General features: G+C 71.1%; 15 protein-coding genes. 9 read left to right on the top strand and 6 right to left on the bottom strand.

Annotated elements, in window-relative coordinates; all coding sequences use genetic code 11:
- Position 1: 1 nt before the first annotated feature.
- The 3 genes from DP939_RS23685 to DP939_RS23675 all read left to right on the top strand — a co-directional run bounded on the left by DP939_RS23685 (position 2) and on the right by DP939_RS23675 (position 3,050).
- Positions 2-676 (top strand): Crp/Fnr family transcriptional regulator, encoded by a 675-nt coding sequence (locus DP939_RS23685; protein WP_113982953.1) that lies wholly within the window; start codon positions 2-4, stop codon positions 674-676.
- Between the two features lie 72 nt (positions 677-748).
- Positions 749-2,425, top strand: coding sequence for a cytochrome bc1 complex cytochrome b subunit (qcrB, locus tag DP939_RS23680; RefSeq protein ID WP_225878450.1), 1,677 nt, complete (start codon positions 749-751; stop codon positions 2,423-2,425).
- A gap of 100 nt (positions 2,426-2,525) precedes the next feature.
- A complete protein-coding gene (locus tag DP939_RS23675) occupies positions 2,526-3,050 on the top strand; it encodes an RNA polymerase sigma factor (protein WP_113982951.1) in 525 nt (174 codons plus the stop codon).
- Here DP939_RS23675 and DP939_RS23670 read toward each other — a convergent pair.
- Positions 3,047-3,706: a TetR/AcrR family transcriptional regulator gene (locus tag DP939_RS23670; protein WP_113982950.1), complete on the bottom strand. Its 660-nt coding sequence runs from the start codon at positions 3,704-3,706 to the stop codon at positions 3,047-3,049. The genes DP939_RS23675 and DP939_RS23670 overlap by 4 nt on opposite strands.
- A gap of 71 nt (positions 3,707-3,777) precedes the next feature.
- Between DP939_RS23670 and DP939_RS23665 the strand changes: the two genes are divergently transcribed.
- Complete coding sequence (locus tag DP939_RS23665) at positions 3,778-5,217, top strand: DHA2 family efflux MFS transporter permease subunit (RefSeq protein WP_225878449.1); 1,440 nt, start codon at positions 3,778-3,780, stop codon at positions 5,215-5,217.
- Here the strand turns inward: DP939_RS23665 and DP939_RS23660 are convergent.
- The 3 genes from DP939_RS23660 to DP939_RS23650 all read right to left on the bottom strand — a co-directional run bounded on the left by DP939_RS23660 (position 5,209) and on the right by DP939_RS23650 (position 8,834).
- Positions 5,209-6,219, bottom strand: coding sequence for an acetamidase/formamidase family protein (locus DP939_RS23660; RefSeq protein WP_113982948.1), 1,011 nt, complete (start codon positions 6,217-6,219; stop codon positions 5,209-5,211). The genes DP939_RS23665 and DP939_RS23660 overlap by 9 nt on opposite strands.
- Positions 6,220-7,647: an APC family permease gene (locus DP939_RS23655; protein ID WP_113982947.1), complete on the bottom strand. Its 1,428-nt coding sequence runs from the start codon at positions 7,645-7,647 to the stop codon at positions 6,220-6,222.
- Positions 7,648-7,751: 104 nt separating this feature from the next.
- Positions 7,752-8,834: a substrate-binding domain-containing protein gene (locus DP939_RS23650; RefSeq protein ID WP_225878448.1), complete on the bottom strand. Its 1,083-nt coding sequence runs from the start codon at positions 8,832-8,834 to the stop codon at positions 7,752-7,754.
- Between the two features lie 46 nt (positions 8,835-8,880).
- Between DP939_RS23650 and DP939_RS23645 the strand changes: the two genes are divergently transcribed.
- Both DP939_RS23645 and DP939_RS23640 read left to right on the top strand, forming a co-directional pair.
- Positions 8,881-9,345: a MarR family winged helix-turn-helix transcriptional regulator gene (locus DP939_RS23645; protein WP_225878447.1), complete on the top strand. Its 465-nt coding sequence runs from the start codon at positions 8,881-8,883 to the stop codon at positions 9,343-9,345.
- A 179-nt stretch (positions 9,346-9,524) separates the two neighbouring features.
- Entirely contained in the window at positions 9,525-10,295 is a 771-nt protein-coding gene (locus DP939_RS23640) for a SigB/SigF/SigG family RNA polymerase sigma factor (RefSeq protein WP_113982946.1), read from the top strand.
- A 61-nt stretch (positions 10,296-10,356) separates the two neighbouring features.
- Here DP939_RS23640 and DP939_RS23635 read toward each other — a convergent pair whose 3' ends face one another.
- Positions 10,357-12,423 carry a PhoX family protein gene (locus DP939_RS23635; RefSeq protein ID WP_113982945.1) on the bottom strand — a complete coding sequence of 689 codons (2,067 nt, stop codon included), beginning with the start codon at positions 12,421-12,423 and terminating at the stop codon, positions 10,357-10,359.
- Positions 12,424-12,540: 117 nt separating this feature from the next.
- Here DP939_RS23635 and DP939_RS23630 point away from each other — a divergent pair, with 117 nt between their 5' ends.
- The gene (locus DP939_RS23630; protein WP_225878446.1) at positions 12,541-12,999 is read left to right on the top strand and encodes a sterol carrier family protein; all 459 of its coding nucleotides are present in this window, start codon (positions 12,541-12,543) and stop codon (positions 12,997-12,999) included.
- On the opposite strand, the gene DP939_RS23625 is transcribed toward DP939_RS23630, so the two are convergent.
- On the bottom strand, positions 12,986-13,504 hold the full coding sequence (locus DP939_RS23625; RefSeq protein ID WP_147268106.1) for a DUF4190 domain-containing protein: 519 nt from the start codon (positions 13,502-13,504) through the stop codon (positions 12,986-12,988). The two genes, DP939_RS23630 and DP939_RS23625, sit on opposite strands and share 14 nt — an antisense overlap.
- Positions 13,505-13,721: 217 nt before the next feature.
- Here DP939_RS23625 and purF point away from each other — a divergent pair, with 217 nt between their 5' ends.
- Positions 13,722-15,170, top strand: a complete 1,449-nt coding sequence (gene purF, locus DP939_RS23620; RefSeq protein ID WP_113982942.1) for an amidophosphoribosyltransferase — start codon at positions 13,722-13,724, stop codon at positions 15,168-15,170.
- Positions 15,170-16,195, top strand: coding sequence for a phosphoribosylformylglycinamidine cyclo-ligase (purM, locus tag DP939_RS23615; protein WP_199565367.1), 1,026 nt, complete (start codon positions 15,170-15,172; stop codon positions 16,193-16,195). The genes purF and purM overlap by 1 nt, the downstream gene beginning before the upstream one ends.
- Positions 16,196-16,300 lie beyond the last annotated feature (105 nt).

The raw sequence follows: 16,300 nt of genomic DNA, 5'->3' as shown, positions 1-16,300 counted from the left end.
GATGAGCGTCAAGCCGATCACGGAGCCCGGCGAGTTCCTGGATCTGCTGACCGGCGACGAGATCGCGGCGCTGCGGGCGAGCGCCCGGCCCCGCCGCTGGGAGCGCGGCGCGGTGGTGATGAGCGAGGGCGACACCGCCGACTGGGTGGTGGTGCTCACCTCGGGGCGGGTCAAGGTCTCCTCGCACACCGAGAGCGGCACCGAGGTGGTCCTCGCCGTACGGGGGCCGGGGGCGCTGCTCGGCGACATGTCGGCGATCGACGGCGGGCCCCGCTCGGGCACGGTGACCGCACTGGAGCCGGTAGAGGCCCTGGTGATCAGCGACTTCTCCGGGTTCCTGCGGGCCAACGGCCAGGTCGCGGTGCTGCTGATGAAGCTGATCATCGGCAGGTTGCGCGACTCGGACCGCAAGCGGATCGAGTACGGCGCCTTCGACACCACCGGGCGGGTCGCGACCCGCCTGGTCGAACTGGCCGAGCGGTACGGCGAGCAGTCCGCCGACGGCGTCCGGGTGGCGCTGCCGCTCTCCCAGGACGAGCTGGCCGGCTGGACCGGCGCCTCCCGCGAGGCGGTCAGCAAGGCCCTCCGCTCCCTGCGCGACCGCGGCCTGATCGAGACCGGCCGCCGCCGCGTCACCATCCACGACCTGGAAGCCCTCCGCAGACGCGCCCGCTGACGCCCTTCCGCGCGTCCATGCAACCGCTGCCGGGGTCTGTCACGAAGTCACAGGTGACAGGTGCGCGGATGCATGCTGAGGGGGCGGGCGATGAGCGAGCCGGGCGGGGTGCCCAAAGTCGTCGCGGGGACGAGCCGGTATCTGGACGACCGGCTCGGCCTGGGGAACGTGGTGCGGCGGAACATCCGCAAGGTGTTCCCCGACCACTGGACGTTCCTGCTCGGCGAGATCGCACTGTACTCGTTCATCATCCTGCTGCTGACCGGGACGTTCCTGACGTTCTGGTTCCAGCCGAGCATGGGGCACGTCGCCTACAACGGTTCGTACGCGCCGCTGCGCGGGGTGATGATGTCGGAGGCGTACGCGTCGGCGTTGCACATCAGCTTCGAGGTGCGCGGCGGGCTGCTGATGCGGCAGATCCACCACTGGGCGGCGCTGTTGTTCGTGGGCGGGCTGATGGCCCACCTGCTGCGGATCTTCTTCACCGGCGCGTACCGCAAGCCGCGCGAGCTGAACTACCACATCGGCCTGGCGATGTTCGCGCTCGCGCTGGTGGAGGGCCTGACCGGGTACTCGCTGGCGGACGACCTGCTGTCCGGGGCCGGACTGCGGATCACCCAGGGCATCCTGCTCGGGTTGCCGCTGGTCGGGACCTACCTGTCGTTCTTCCTGTTCGGCGGCGAATATCCGGGCGAGGACATCATCGCCCGCTTCTTCACCATCCACATTCTGCTACTGCCCGGCCTGCTGGTCGCGCTGGTGACCGCGCACCTGACGTTGATGTGGGTGCAGAAGCACACCCAGCTCGCCCGCAAGGGCCGGACGAACATGAACGTGGTGGGCGGGCCGTTCTTCCCGTCGTTCATGCTGAAATCCGGCGCGTTCTTCATGTTCACCTTCGCGATCCTGGCCGGGCTCGGGGCCGCGGTGCAGATCAATCCGATCTGGCTGTTCGGGCCCTACACCCCGGCGGACATCTCGGCGGGCTCCCAGCCGGACTTCTACATGGGCTTCCTTGAGGGGTCGCTGCGGATGATGCCGGGCTGGGAGATCAACTTCGCCGGGTACACCCTGCCGCTCAGTGTGCTGATCCCGGGGCTGCTGCCGCTCGCCCTGATCTTCGGCGGGCTGATCATCTACCCGTCCGTGGAACGCTGGATCACCGGCGACACCCGTGAGCACCACTTCGCCGAACGGCCGCGCGACAACCCGTACCGCACCGCGATCGGCATGGCGGCGGTCACCTTCTACGGCCTGCTGTGGCTGCTCGGCGCGAACGACGAGATCTCCGACCACTTCCACATTCCGCTGTTCGCGATCACCTGGTTCGGCCGGATCGCGATCTTCGCGGGGCCGGCGCTGGCGTACGTCATCACGTACCGGCTGTGCCGGGGGCTGCGGCTGCGGGACGCGCAGATGATCGAGCACGGTGTGGAGACCGGTGTGATCAAGCGGCTGCCGGAGGGCGAGTTCACCGAGATCGACGTACCGGCCAGCGACGACATGGCCGCGCCGCTGCTCGGCGCGGAGGCGATCCCGGAACTGGCCGGCGCGGAGGCCGCGGTGGACGGCGCCGCGGACGGCGAGCCGCGGCCGAAGGGCCTGCGCGGCCGGATCGGGCGGCTGCGGGCCAGGATGAGCCGCGCCTACAGCGAGCCGCCGATCACCGAGGTGCCCGGGGCGGACGGCGAGGGCAGGAAGGCCGTCACCGCGGGCGAGAGCTACCACCGGCCCGATCAGCGAAGTTGACCGCCCGTTTGGGCAATCGGGGAAAGGCGGGGGGTGTCCGGGCGGGGGCCGCTGGCTACGAATACGTACCGGCAGGTTGCGAGGGGGGCGGGGCTCGCGCATGGACGACACGCTCAAGGCGAGGCTGGCCGCGGGTGAGGCGGACGCCCTCGGCGAGTGTTACCGCGCGCACGCCGTACTGGTCCGGGGGTATCTGCGGAGGTTCGTCCCCGAGCAGGAGGTGGACGACGTGGTGCAGATCGTCTTCGCCGAGGCGTGGCGGTCGCGCCGCAGGTTCGATCCGGACCGCAGCCTGCCCGCCTGGCTGCTGGGCATCGCACACAAGCGGGCCGTGGACCATCTGCGCGCCCGGCGTCCGGCGACGCTGCCGCTGTCGGCGGTGCCGGACACGACCGGGTGCGACGGCCGGGTCGCGGGTGAGGAGCTGGCCGTGCGGGAGGAGATCCACGCGGCGATGGCCCGGCTGCCCGTCGCGCAGCGCCAGGCCATCGCGCTGGCGTACTACGGGGACTTCACCCAGCGCGAGATCGCCGAACGGCTGCGGGTGCCGCTCGGCACGGTCAAGGCACGGACGACCAGGGGCCTGCACCGCCTGTCGGTGCTGCTGAGCGCCGCCCGCCCCTAGGTACGCCTGGCCGCCGCCAGACCCTCCACCCCGGCGACCAGCAGATCCAGGCCGATGGCGTAGTAGTGCTCGACGTCCGGCGGCTCAGGCGCGGTCCGGCCCCACTCGGTGACGTTGGGAAAGGCGTCCGGCGGCAGCGCCGTCAACGCGACCCGGTGCTGCCTGCGCTGCTCGGCCGCCTCCCGCTCGCCGATGTTCGGCCGGCAGGTCGGGTCGCCCGCGACCAGCCCCATGCAGCCGTTGAGCAGGTAACTGGCGATGTAGTAGCCCTCGGTCAGCGAGAACCCCTCGTTCTTCAGCAGGCCGAGCACGGTGTCGGTGGCCCGCAGGAAGTTGAGCGCGCGGTTCTTGTCGCAGTGGCGCAGCAACTCGGGCAGCGAGCGGTGCGCCCGCATCAGGTCGATCACCCGGCCGACCATCGCGCGCAGCCGGTCGTTCCACGCCTGGTCGGGGACCGGCGGCCCGATGAGCCCGGCCAGCAGGTGGTCGGCCGCGGCGCTGAACAGCTCCTCCTTGTTCTTGAAGTGCCAGTACATCGCCATGGGTGTGACGTCCAGCTCGGCGGCCAGCCGCCGGACCGAGACCGCCGCGATGCCCTCTTCGTCGGCCAGGCTCACCGCGCGGTCGAGGACGGCCTCGCGGGTCAGTTTGCTCATCACACTTGACAACTATACGCCGTACAAGTTCCACTATGCACTGTACATGTACGCCGTATAGTGGAGGCGCGGTGGAGCGGCGATGGTGGGCGCTGGGCGCGGTGGCGCTCGGTTCGTTCATGACGTACCTGGACAACAACGTGGTCAACGTGGCCCTGCCGACCATCCAGCGGGAGATGGGGCTGACCCTGTCCGGCCTGGAGTGGATCGCGAGCAGCTACATCCTGGTGTTCGCCGGGCTGATGCTGGCCGGGGGGCGGCTCGCCGACGTCTTCGGCAGTCGACGGACCTTCCTGACCGGCCTGGCGGTGTTCACCGCGGCCTCGGTGGCGGCGGGCCTCGCGGCGAACGGGGCGATGCTGATCGCGGCGCGTTCGGTGCAGGGGGTCGGCGCGGCGCTGCTCACCCCGACCTCGCTCGCGCTGCTGTCCCGGGTCTTCCCGGACGCCCGCGAGCGCGGCACCGCCGTCGGGATCTGGACGGCCACGGGGGCGCTGTCCATGGCCCTCGGCCCGCTGACCGGCGGGTTCATCAGCGAGAACTGGCACTGGGGCTGGATCTTCCTGATCAACGTGCCGCTGGGGATCGGCACGCTGGCCCTCGGCGCGTGGGCGCTGCCCGCCACCCGTGACCGCGTACGCCGGAGCCTGGACCTGCCGGGCCTGGCCGCCGCCACGATCGGGCTGTTCGCGCTGACCTTCGCCCTGATCGAGGGCGAGCGGGAGGGCTGGACCTCACCGCCGATCCTCACCGCGTTCGCCCTGGTGGTCGTCTCGGCGACCACGTTCCTGCTGGTGGAACGGCGGAGCGCGGAGCCGATGATCGACCTGTCACTGTTCCGGTCCAGGGTGTTCAGCGGCGGGATCGTGGCGATGGGGCTGTGGTCGTTCGGCGTCTTCGGGATCTACTTCTTCAGCGCCCTGTGGCTGCAGAACGTGCTGGGCTTCACCCCGACCCAGGCCGGGGCGGCGTTCGTGCCGATGGCCCTGCTGATGGCGGTGGTCGCGGTGCTCGCCCAGCGGGTCGCCCGGCTGCTCGGCGACGGCCGCACGGTCGCGCTCGGGCTGACCCTGATGGCGGGCGCGGTGTTCGCCATCTCCCGGCTGGGCGCGGGCGCGGGCTACACCGACATCCTGCCGTGGTTCCTGGTCTACGCGCTCGGCGGCGGACTGCTGGTGCCGCTCACCTCGACCATCCTGGGCACCCTGCCGGACCGCCGCGCCGGGGTCGCCTCCGGCGTGATCAACGTCTCCCGCGAGGTCTTCGGCCTGCTCGGCATCACCGTGATGGGCGCGATCCTCACCGCCCGGCAGACCTCGGGCCTGACGGAGGGCCTGCCCGCGCTCACCGCGTTCCTGGACGGCTACCGCTTCACGCTGGCCATGGCGGCGGTCATCGTGCTGGCGGGCGTGCCGATCAGCCTGTACGCGCTGCGCCGCAGGCCCTCCCCCACCCCGAAGGCGGCGGATGAGGAAGGACCGAAGGAGCCCGCGGGCGTCGGCTCAGCGTGAGGCGAGGTAGCGTTCGCCGAGTTCGCGCAGCCTGCGGTGGGCGGAGTCGTAGACCGCGGCCCCGCCCAGGTACGCCTTGGGTAGCTTGGCCACCATCGTGTAGTTCGCGTCGCACACGTTGCCCACCGGGGCCTCGGCGCCCTGGCTGACGAGCTGGTAGGCGTCCAGCTCGTCCAGGCCGGTCAGGGCGGCGCTCCAGGTCACCAGGTCGTGCTGGCTGATCCGGTACGCGTCCTCCAGCGGGCGGGCCGAGCCGGTGGACATCAGGTGCTCGTCGTCCTCCAGCCGGGGCCACGGGGTGGCCACACCCTTGATCAGCTCGACCGCGACGACCGTGTTCATCGCGGCCTCCACTCCGGTGCCGCACACCTCGCCGTGGCCCTGGCGGGCGTGCCCGTCGCCGACGCCGAACAGCCCGCCCTCGACGTTGACGCCCAGGTAGATGGTCACCCCGGCGCGGAGTTCGGGGGTGTCCATGTTGCCGCCGTGGGCGTCCGGGGTGATCGTCATCCGCGCCTCGAAGGCGGCGGGGGCCACCCCGACGGTGCCGTGCATGGGGTCCAGCGGGAGTTCGACGCTGAAGTCGCCGCGGGTGGCACGGTACCGGACCGTCCGCTTCTCGGCGTCGATCTCATAAACCCACACCCGCTCCTCAAGGGGAGCGTGCAGCATCGCCGTGGTGTGGGTCGCGGTGAGCGCGCCGAAGTGCGGGAACGTGGTGGACACGCCCCAGTCGCGGGCCGGTTCGATGGACACGAAGTGCAGCGCCAGCGTGTCGCCCGGCTCGGCCCCCTCGACGTGGAACGGGCCGGTCACCGGGTTGAGGTAGGGGAACTCGCACACCTGCGAGGGCAGGTCGGCCGGGCCGCGGACCCGGCCGCCGAAGCAGTCCTCGGTGTACAGCTCAAGGATCGTGCCGGGCGCGATCCGGCGCACGGCGGGACGACCACCGAAGGTGTAGGCCAGGTCCTCAGGGCCGGGACGGAAGGAAACGACGTTCACTTATGCGACCTCCTTGGCGTCCTGCTCGGTCGCCAGCGTGGGCCTGCGGCCCAGCAGGTAGGAACCGATCAGGACGATCACCCCGATACCGAACCACGCGAAGCCCAGCCGCTGCGCCGCGACCTGGGCGTTGACCACGACGAACACGAGGATCACGAACCCGATGGCCGGGGCCACCAGATGCGCCCACCAGTTGCGGCTGCGCTTCCTGATCAGGTAGTGGACCACCACCGAGACGTGCAGCACCAGGAAGGCGCACATCGCGCCGAAGTTCACCAGCGTGCTGAGCGGCGTGATGCCGTCCTTCAGCGTGCTCATGAACAGGCCGAGCACCAGCGAGATCCCGGCGACCAGGAAGATGGCGTTCACCGGCACCTTGCGGGTGGGGTGGACGCGGCCGAGCACGCGCGGGAGCTGGCCGTCCCGGCCCATCGCGAACAGCAGCCGCGAGGTCGCCGCCTGGGCGACCAGGGAGTTGGCGAAACCCCAGGCCACCGCGGTGGCCACGGCGGTCAGCACGCCGAGCCAAGGGCCGCCCGCGAAGGCGGCGGTGTCGTAGAAGGCCGACCCGGCGGCGTCGCCCTCGGCCAGCAGCCTGTCACGGTCGGGGGTGAGCAGCGCGGCGACCCAGGTCTGCGTGATGAACAGCAGCCCGGCCAGCCCCAGCGCGTACACCATGGAACGGCCGAGCCGCCTGCCGTCCTCGCGGCTCTCCTCGGCCAGCATCGAGATGCCGTCGAAGCCCAGGAAGGACAGCACCGCGACCGAGGTGGCACCGAAGATCAGCGGCCAGGAGAAGGTGCTCGCGTCGAACAGCGGGCTCAGCGGGTCGCCGCCGCCCTTGCCCTGGATGAGCGCGCCGATGCCGATGACCAGGAAGATCGCCAGCACGATCAGCTCGGCGACCAGCATGATCCGGTTGGTCTTGGCGGTCATCTGGATGCCGAAGTAGTTGACCACCGTGTTGAGCAGCACGAACCCGATCAGCCAGGCCCAGATCGGCACCGCGGGCACGATCGACGCCATGGCCGTGCTCGCCACCAGGTAGAGCAGCGAGGGGACGAGTACGTAGTCGAGCAGGATCGCCCAGCCGGCCAGGAAGCCGACCGGCGCGCCGATGCCGCGGCCCGCGTAGGTGTAGACCGAGCCGGCCATCGGGAAGGCGCGGGCCATCTGCGCGTACGACAGGGCGGTGAAGGCCATCGCGACCATGCCGATCGCGTAGGCCAGGGCGACCATTCCCCCGGAGGCGTTGAACACGCTGCCGAAGATGCCGAAGGGCGCGATCGGCACCATGAAGATGAGGCCGTAGATCAGCAGGTCGGCGAAGCCGAGGGAGCGCTTGAGCTCCTGCTTGTAGCCGAAGCGCTCGATCCCGTCCGGTGCGGGTGGGGAGGTTTGATCCGAGACGTCGGACGAACGTGACATATCTGTGGCTCTTTCTCGCTCTGGGGGGCCGAGCCGTACGATATGCCGCACTCTTGCAGGAGGAAAGGTTTCAGGTGGAAGCTTTACCTGTTCGCGTCACGAGGTCAGGATGAGGTCAGGACGTCGAAGTCGAGTCCGTCGGCCCGCCCGACGTACACCCGCTGGCGTACGTGGCGGTCTGCCAGCGTGACCCGCCCCCTGCCGCTGCCGACCGTGGTGCCGTCGGCCACGGCCTCAACGGCCGGTACGGCGGCACAGCCCGCCCGTCCCACCAGCGCCGCCATCATCAGCACGCCCTCATAGCTGCCGTGCCCGTGCGCGCTCATCATCGGGGCGGCGGTGCCGTAGCGGCGGACATAGCGCTCGCTGAGGTCGAGGTTGGCGTCGGTCGGGACGGTGCCGAAGTAGCCCATCGTGGCGTACAGCTCGCCGGTGGAGTCGCCGTCCACCGCCAGCAGGCCGTGCTCCTCCAGGGCCCCGCACAGCCGGGCGCAGCGCAGCCCGGCCGCGGCGAAGGCGCGGTTGAAGGCCACGAGGTCGCTGCCGATCAGGTTGAGCAGCACCGCGTCGGGGCGCAGCGCCGCCAGGGACTCGATCACCCGGCCCATCGCCAGGTCGCCGAATCCGCACGGGATCAGCCGCTCGCCGACCACCCGCGCCGAGCGGGCCAGCAGGCGCTCGCGCGCCGACACGTGGACCAGGCGCGGCCAGACGTAGTCGTTGCCCAGCAGGTACCAGCGCCGCGCCCGCCGGTGCTCGACCAGCCAGTCGATGCCCGGCCCGACCTGGCGGGAGGCGGGCTCGCCCAGGAAGTAGACGCCCGGCGTGCGCGAACCGCCCTCGTAGGGGGGCGTGTAGATGTAGGGGGCGACGCCGCCCAGCGCGCGTTCCACCGCGACGCGTACGTCACTGGCGTGCGTGCCCACCACCGCCTGCACGGCCCCGGCCCGGGCCAGCCCGGCGACCTCGCGGGCGACCTCGGCGGGCGGCCGTCCGCCGTCCACCAGCACCAGCTCGACGGGCCTGCCGAGCACCCCGCCCCGCTCGTTCACCTCGGCCGCGCCCAGCGCGGCGCAGTTGATCACGCAGGGTCCGAGCATGCCCAGCACCCCGGAGACCGGCGCGACCAATGCGATGCGGAAGGCGTCGGCCCTGACCAGGTGGGCTTCCAGTGGGTCGATGACCACGCGTCAGAGTATCCTCTTGCGTACGCGCGAACGAAAGGAGCCGGTGGTGCTGACCGAGCCCACGGCGATGCCTTCCACGACCTTCACAGCGGGGCTGGGTTCCTCGCTCGCCTACCTCCTCAGCAAAGCCGAGCGCAGCGTCAACCGCGGCCTGGCGGCCGTGCTCGCCACCGAGCACCTCTCCGTCGAGCACTGGCGCATCCTCCAGGCCCTGGCCGACGGCCGCGGCCACTCCATGGGCGACCTGGCCGAGGCCGCCCTGATGCCGCACCCCACCCTCACCAAGGCCGTCGATCGGCTGGTCGACCGCGCCCTGGTCTATCGCGGCCACGACCCCTCCGACCGCCGCCGCGTCGCGGTCTTCCTGGCCGATCGCGGGCGTTCGCTGCTGCACCGCCTGGAGGGCGGGCTGGCCGAGCACCACCGCGCGATCCTGGCCGCCTTCGGCGCCGAGCGCACCGAGTCGTTGATGCGCGACCTGGAGTCCCTGGTCACCGGCCTGGAACGCTGACGGCCCGCCCATCTCGTTACCATTTTGTGATGAAAATTAGGTGCGAAAGGCGGATCGCGGGGCATGCTTGATCTCGAAGTCCAGCAGAGGGGCTTCGTCTCAGGTTGATGAGGCGTGTCCCTGTCTGGGCTTTTCTGCTTCCGGCACGGACACGCTGTAACCCCCGATGGAGCAGCGAAATGACCGTCCTGGATATCGCGTTCGAGCAGATGACCGCCGAGGAACTGCTGGCCGAGATGGCCCGCACGGAGCTATCCGAGCTGCACCGGGTCCGGATCCGCGAGCGGGTCGTCGAACTGCACGAGGGCCTGGTCACCGAGGTCACCCGGCGCTACCGGTACCGCGGCGAGCCGATGGAGGACCTGCGGCAGGCCGCCTACGTCGGGCTGATGAAGGCGGTGAACGGGTTCGATCCCGAGCTGGGGCACGAGTTCCGCGGCTACGCGATGATCACCATGATGGGCGAGGTGAAGCGCCACTTCAGGGACCGTACGTGGGCGATCAAGGTGCCCCGGGTGTACCAGGAGCGGCGGCTGGAGATCAACAAGATCACCGCGGAGCTGACCCAGACGCTGGGCCACTCCCCGACCGTCGCCGAGCTGGCCGAGCGGATGCGGATCTCGGAGGAGGAGGTCCTGCTGGCGCTGGAGGCGTCCGGGGCCTACAGCGCGCTGTCGCTGGACGCGCCGGTCACCGGCGCCGAGGACGCCGCCGACCTCGGCGACTTCCTGCCCGACCAGGACCGCTCCCTGGACACCCTGGTCGACAAGCACGCCGTCAAGCCGCTCATCGACGCGCTGCCGGAACGGGAGCGCACGATCCTGTTGATGCGGTTCTACGGGAACATGACCCAGGCCGAGATCGCCGCCGAGTTCGGGATCTCGCAGATGCACGTCTCGCGCATCCTGCGCGCCGTGCTCACCCAGCTGCGCACCAAGCTCTCGGAGTGAACGAGAGACGAGCCCCGGAGGGTGCGGCCCGCGCCGGCCGCACCCTCCGGGGTCTCGTGGGTCAGGAACCGATGTTCCTGCCGCGCGTGTGCCAGACCACGGCCACCGACGGGCGCGGCTGGCTCTCACCGCCGTCCGGCCAGTGGCTGGACGGGGCGTCCGGGGTCGCGCCGTCGGTCTCGCCCGGGTGCTGCACCGCGACGAACACGCTCTTGTCGTCCCGGGTGATCAGCGGGCCGCAGGTCTCCGCGCCCACCGGGACGGTCAGGAACTGCCGCAGGTGGCCGCGGTCCCGGCCGGACACCGGCATCACGAACAGGCCGTCGTTCTTGCCGAGCGCGTTGCCGTCCGTGGAGATCCACAGATTGCCCTCGCGGTCGAAGGCGACGTTGTCCGGGCAGGAGATCGGCGAGACCTTGGACTTGTCGAACCCGGCGAAGTAGGTGGCCGGGTCGTTCGGGTCGCCGCAGACCAGGGCCAGCGACCAGGCGAACGTCCGCGCGCCCGCGTCGTTGCGCCGCTCGGTGATCTCCAGCACGTGGCCGTGCTTGTTGGCGGCCCGCGGGTTGGCCTCGTCGGCCTGCGCAGGGGTGCGGTTGGAGTTGTTGGTGAGCGCCACGTAGATCGCGCCGTTCACCGGGTTGCGCTCGACGTCTTCGGGGCGGTCCATCTTGGTGGCCCCGACCTTGTCGGCGGCGACCCTGGTGTAGACGAGGACCTCTTCGGCGCTCATCCCCTGCACGTACGACTTGTCACCGCTGACCAGCGGGATCCACTCGCCCGACCCGTCGAAGCGGCCGTCCTTGGGCGCCTTGCCGGAGCCGTCGATCTCCTCCTTGGGGCTGTCGCCGGTGAACTTGGCGACGTACAGGGTGCCCTCGTCCAGCAGGCCGCGGTTGTGGCGGTCGAAGCCGGGGATGTAACGGTCCTTGGAGACGAACTTGTAGACGTACTCGAAGCGGGAGTCGTCGCCCATGTACGCGACCAGCCGGCCGTCCCTGGTCAGGCTGGTGGTGGCGGCCTCGTGGGCGAACCGGCCGAGCGCGGTCCGCTTGATCGGCGTGGCGTCCGGGTCGGTCGGGTCGATCTCCACGATCCACCCGAAACGGTTGATCTCATTGGGGTGCTTGGCGAGGTCGAACCGCTCCTCCACCCGGTCGAAGCGGCGGCTGCCGCTCGGGATGGCGGTGGTGGTGCTGACGCCGTACCGGGTCAGGTACTGCTTCTGCGCCTCGGGTACGCCGTTGCCGCCGACGAAGTACTGGTTGAAGTTCTCTTCGGCGGTCAGGACCGTGCCCCACGGGGTGGTGCCGCCCGCGCAGTTGTTGAGCATGCCGATCGGGCGCAGCCCGCGCGGGTCCGCGGCGGTCTTCAGCAGGTCGCCGCCCGCCGCGGGGCCGCTGAACCGCATCGGGGTCTGCGCGGTGATCCGGCGGTTGTACCGGCGCCGCCCGCGGGTGACCAGCTTCCACCGGCCGGACCGGCCCGCCCGCTCCAGCTCGACCACCGAGCCGCCGTGCGCGGCCAGGGCGATCTTGATCTGCTCCTCGGTGGCCGCGGTGCCGTCGGTGTAGCCGCGGAACATCAGGGCCTCGTCGCTGTACTCGTGGTTGACCCACAGCAGCGCGCGGTCGGCGCCCAGCGGGAAGAACGCCACGAAGTCGCAGTTGTAGCCGAACTGCTTGGCCTGGGCCTCGGCCGTCTGGTCGTCGAAGTCGAAGGCGGGCGCGTCCGGGAGCACCGGGTCGCCCCAGCGGACCACGGGGGCCGACTCGTACCCGTCGGGCACGGTGAGCTTGTCGTCGGTGTTCGGCGCCACCGGGGTGAACCGCAGCGACCCCTGACCCCAGCCGCCGTGACCGCGGTCGGCCGCGGCAGGCGTCGCCGTCGCGGTGAGGGCGCCCCCGCCCACACCCACCGCGAGCGCCCCCAGGGCCGCCGTACGCAGCGCGCCGCGCCGCGACAGGGCCTCGGTGACGATCTCTCCGAAGTATCGGTTCTCTGACGTGTTGGGAATGTCGTGCGAGCAGGCGTTACCGCAGCGGAACTGGCAGGTCAGCGCGCTACGACCACCCTGGTGCGGGGTCGTCAGCAGCGGCAGCAGTCCGCGCGGCGAGGGATTCGCCACCGATCCTCCAAGTTATTCACAGGTTGTCCCGCCGGGACGCTACGGTCGCCGTCCAAACCTCGGGTGAACGACGCCTGCCCGACCGATGAACCGTTGGGACCGTGCATCATGGTCGATGTGCCCGCCCTCAAACCTGTGCCCGGCAAAGTCCGCGCGGCGCTCGACGCGCAACTGTCCGCCCTGGACGAGCCCGCCTACGACGGGCCCGACACCGCCGCGGCGATGCTGACCGCCTGCGTCCCGGTGGTGCTGCGGGCCTACCGGCGCGGGCTGCGGCCCGAGCGCGAGGCGGCCCGCTACGCCGTACGCCACCTGCTGGACCGGCTCGCGGCGGCGGCCCCGGGCCGGTCGGTCGAGGTGCGCGTGCCGCCGTACGCGGCGGTGCAGTGCGTACCCGGGCCGCGCCACACCCGCGGCACACCCCCCAACGTGATCGAGACCGACGGGCTGACCTGGCTCGAACTCGCCACCGGCGAGCTGTCCTGGGACGACGCGATGGCGGCCGGGCGGATCAGCGCGAGCGGATCGCGCGCCGATGTGTCCGAGTATCTGCCGATCGGGCCTATTGGGGGCTGACAGCACCGTCGATGCCGAGCTTGGCCTCGATGCAGCGCTGCGTCTCGGCCTGCGTGGGCAGGCCCATGCAGTCGCTGAAGCTGGCATACGACCAGGCCACCAGGGCCACGGCGGCGATCAGCGTGAGCACGCTGAGGATGATGCCCGCCCAGGCCCGGCCCAGGTGCGTCTTGCGGGTCAGCGCGATGATGCCGATGATCAGGCCGACAATCGCGGTGATCACCCCGAACAGGCACGCGAACAGCAGGAACGGGCTGAGGATGCCGAGCACCAGGGCCGTCGTGGCCAGCCCGCCGCCGCGCTTGGGCTCGGGGGGCGCGCCGTACGGCTGGCCGTAGGCGTAGGGGGTCTGCTGGGGGTAGGGCGGCGGCTGACCGTAATCCTCAGGCTGCCCAGGCCCGCCGTACTCCCCCGGCGGCGGCTGCTGCGGCACGGGCGGCTGCTGGTGCGGCTGCTGCGGCTCGCGTCCGGGCTCTGGCTGGTTGGGATCCCCTGGTGTCGTCACGTATGATCTCCCGACCTTCGGCGAACAGGCATGCCGGTACCCCTCACCTTCGCCCGGCGCGGCGGCCACCCGGCCGTTGACACGGCAAAGCGGGGGCCATCCTTTGCTAAGTCTGCCCAAAGTAACTGGTATGGCACCCCGCTGAACACGGGAACGTCCAATTGTGTCGGCCGACCCGCGGTGCGAGCGCGGAACAGCCCGACTTAGACTTAAGTACGTGCTAAAAGGCGACGGCCGGCTGGGCCATGACCTTGACCCCCAAGACCGCGCACCGCAGGACGCCTGTGGCGTCTTCGGCGTATGGGCCACTGGGGAGGATGTCTCCAAACTCACCTACTACGGGCTGTACGCGCTGCAGCACCGCGGGCAGGAGTCCGCGGGCATCGCGGTCAGCGAGGGCGATCGGATCCTGGTCTACAAGGACATGGGCCTGGTGGCCCAGGTCTTCGACGAGTCCGTGCTGAGCACGCTGCGCGGCCACATCGCGGTGGGCCACTGCCGCTACTCCACCACCGGTTCGAGCGTGTGGGAGAACGCGCAGCCCACGCTGTGCTCCACGGCGGGCGGCGGCCTCGCGCTCGCGCACAACGGCAACCTGATCAACACGGCCGCGCTGGCCGAGCGGCTGCCCCCGGGCGCCACCCGCTCGACCTCCGACACCGAGATCCTGACCGCGTTGCTGGCCAACGACGCCAACGACCGCGAGCGGTCGGTGGAAGACGCCGCGGCCGAGCTGCTGCCGCAGGTCAAGGGCGCCTACTCGCTGGTCTTCATGAACGAGAAGACGCTCTACGCGGCCCGCGACCCGCAGGGCATCCGCCCGCTGGTGCTCGGCCGCCTGGAGCAGGGCTGGGTGGTGGCCTCCGAGACGGCCGCGCTCGACATCGTCGGGGCCGCGTTCGTCCGTGAGATCGAGCCAGGCGAGCTGCTGACCATCGACGAGCGCGGCGTGCGGGCCCGCCGGTTCGCCCCGGCCGAGCCCAAGGGCTGCCTGTTCGAGTACGTCTACCTGGCCAGGCCGGACACCACGATCGCCGGGCGCGGGGTGCAGTCCACCCGCGTCGAGATCGGCCGCAGGCTGGCCCGTGAGCACCCGGTCGACGCCGACCTGGTGATCCCCACCCCTGAGTCGGGCACGCCCGCCGCCATCGGCTACGCCGAGGCCAGCGGCATCCCCTACGGCCAGGGCCTGGTGAAGAACTCCTACGTCGGCCGCACGTTCATCCAGCCCTCCCAGACGATCCGCCAGCTCGGCATCCGGCTCAAGCTCAACCCGCTGCGCGAGGTGATCGCCGGCAAGCGCCTGGTCGTGGTGGACGACTCGATCGTGCGCGGCAACACCCAGCGGGCGATCGTGCGGATGCTCCGCGAGGCGGGCGCGGCCGAGGTGCACGTGCGCATCTCCTCGCCGCCGGTGTCCTGGCCGTGCTTCTACGGCATCGACTTCGCCACGCGGGCCGAGCTGATCGCGGGTTCGCTGTCGGTGGAGCAGATCCGCGACTCGCTGGGGGCCGACTCGCTCGGGTACATCTCGCTTGCGGAGCTGACCGCGGCCACCACGATCCCGGCGGGACGGCTGTGCCGGGCGTGCTTCGACGGCTCCTACCCGATCCCGATCGAAGAGGACAGCCTGGGCAAGTACCTGCTGGAGAGGGTGGACGCCTGATGACGAGCTACGCCGCCGCCGGCGTGGACATCGCGGCGGGCGACCGGGCTGTCGAGCTGATGAAGTCCCGGGTGGCGATGTCCCGCCGCCCGGAGGTCGTCGACGACGCCAGCGGGTTCGCCGGGCTGTTCGACGTCTCGGCGCTGCGCGGGTACACCCGGCCGCTGCTGGCGACCTCCACCGACGGCGTGGGCACCAAGGTGATGATCGCCCAGGCCCTCGACCGGCACGACACCATCGGCCACGACCTGGTCGGCATGGTCGTGGACGACTTGGTGGTGTGCGGCGCGGAGCCGCTGTTCATGACCGACTACATCGCCTGCGGCAAGGTGGTCCCCGAGCGGATCGCCGGCATCGTGGGCGGGGTGGCCGACGGCTGCCGGCTGGCCGGGTGCGCGCTGGTCGGCGGGGAGACCGCCGAGCACCCCGGCGCGATGGGGCCCGACGACTACGACCTCGCGGGCGCGGGCACCGGCGTGGTGGAGGCCGACGCGCTGCTCGGCCCGGCGCGGGTGCGGGCGGGTGACGTGGTGCTGGCGCTGGCGTCCAGCGGCGTCCACTCCAACGGCTACTCGCTGGTCCGCCACGTGATGAAGTCGGCCGGGCTGACGCTCGACCGGGAGTTGCCCGAGCTGGGCCGCACCCTGGGCGAGGAGCTGCTCGAACCGACCCGCATCTACGCGGCCGACTGCCTGGCGCTGGCCCGGACGCACGAGGTGCACGCGTACGCGCACATCACCGGCGGCGGGCTGACCGCCAACCTGGCCAGGTCGCTGCCCCCGGAGCTGGACGCGCTGCTGGACCGCTCGTCCTGGACCCCACCGGCGATCTTCCAGGTGCTCGCCGGGCACGGCCGGATCGCCCAGGCCGACCTCGACCAGACCTTCAACCTCGGCGTCGGCATGTGCGCCATCGTGCCGGCCGGCACGGTGGACGACGCCCTCGCCCTGTTGCGCGAACGCGAGGTCCCCGCGTGGGTCCTCGGCGAGATCGTGCCGGGCCAGGGCCGGGCCGCCTACCGCTGACGGACACGGCGAAAAGCGCCCCGGGCCGGGAAGGCCCGGGGCGCGGTTCGTTCACGCGCAGGCGAAGACACCCGGTGGCCGTGGCCTCCCGGGTGCCTCCTCACG

The organism is Spongiactinospora rosea, assembly GCF_003315795.1.
Classification (GTDB): Bacteria; Actinomycetota; Actinomycetes; order Streptosporangiales; family Streptosporangiaceae; genus Spongiactinospora; species Spongiactinospora rosea.
Note: the sequence above shows the minus strand (reverse complement) of the source record. Positions and strands in the feature narration are given on the sequence as shown.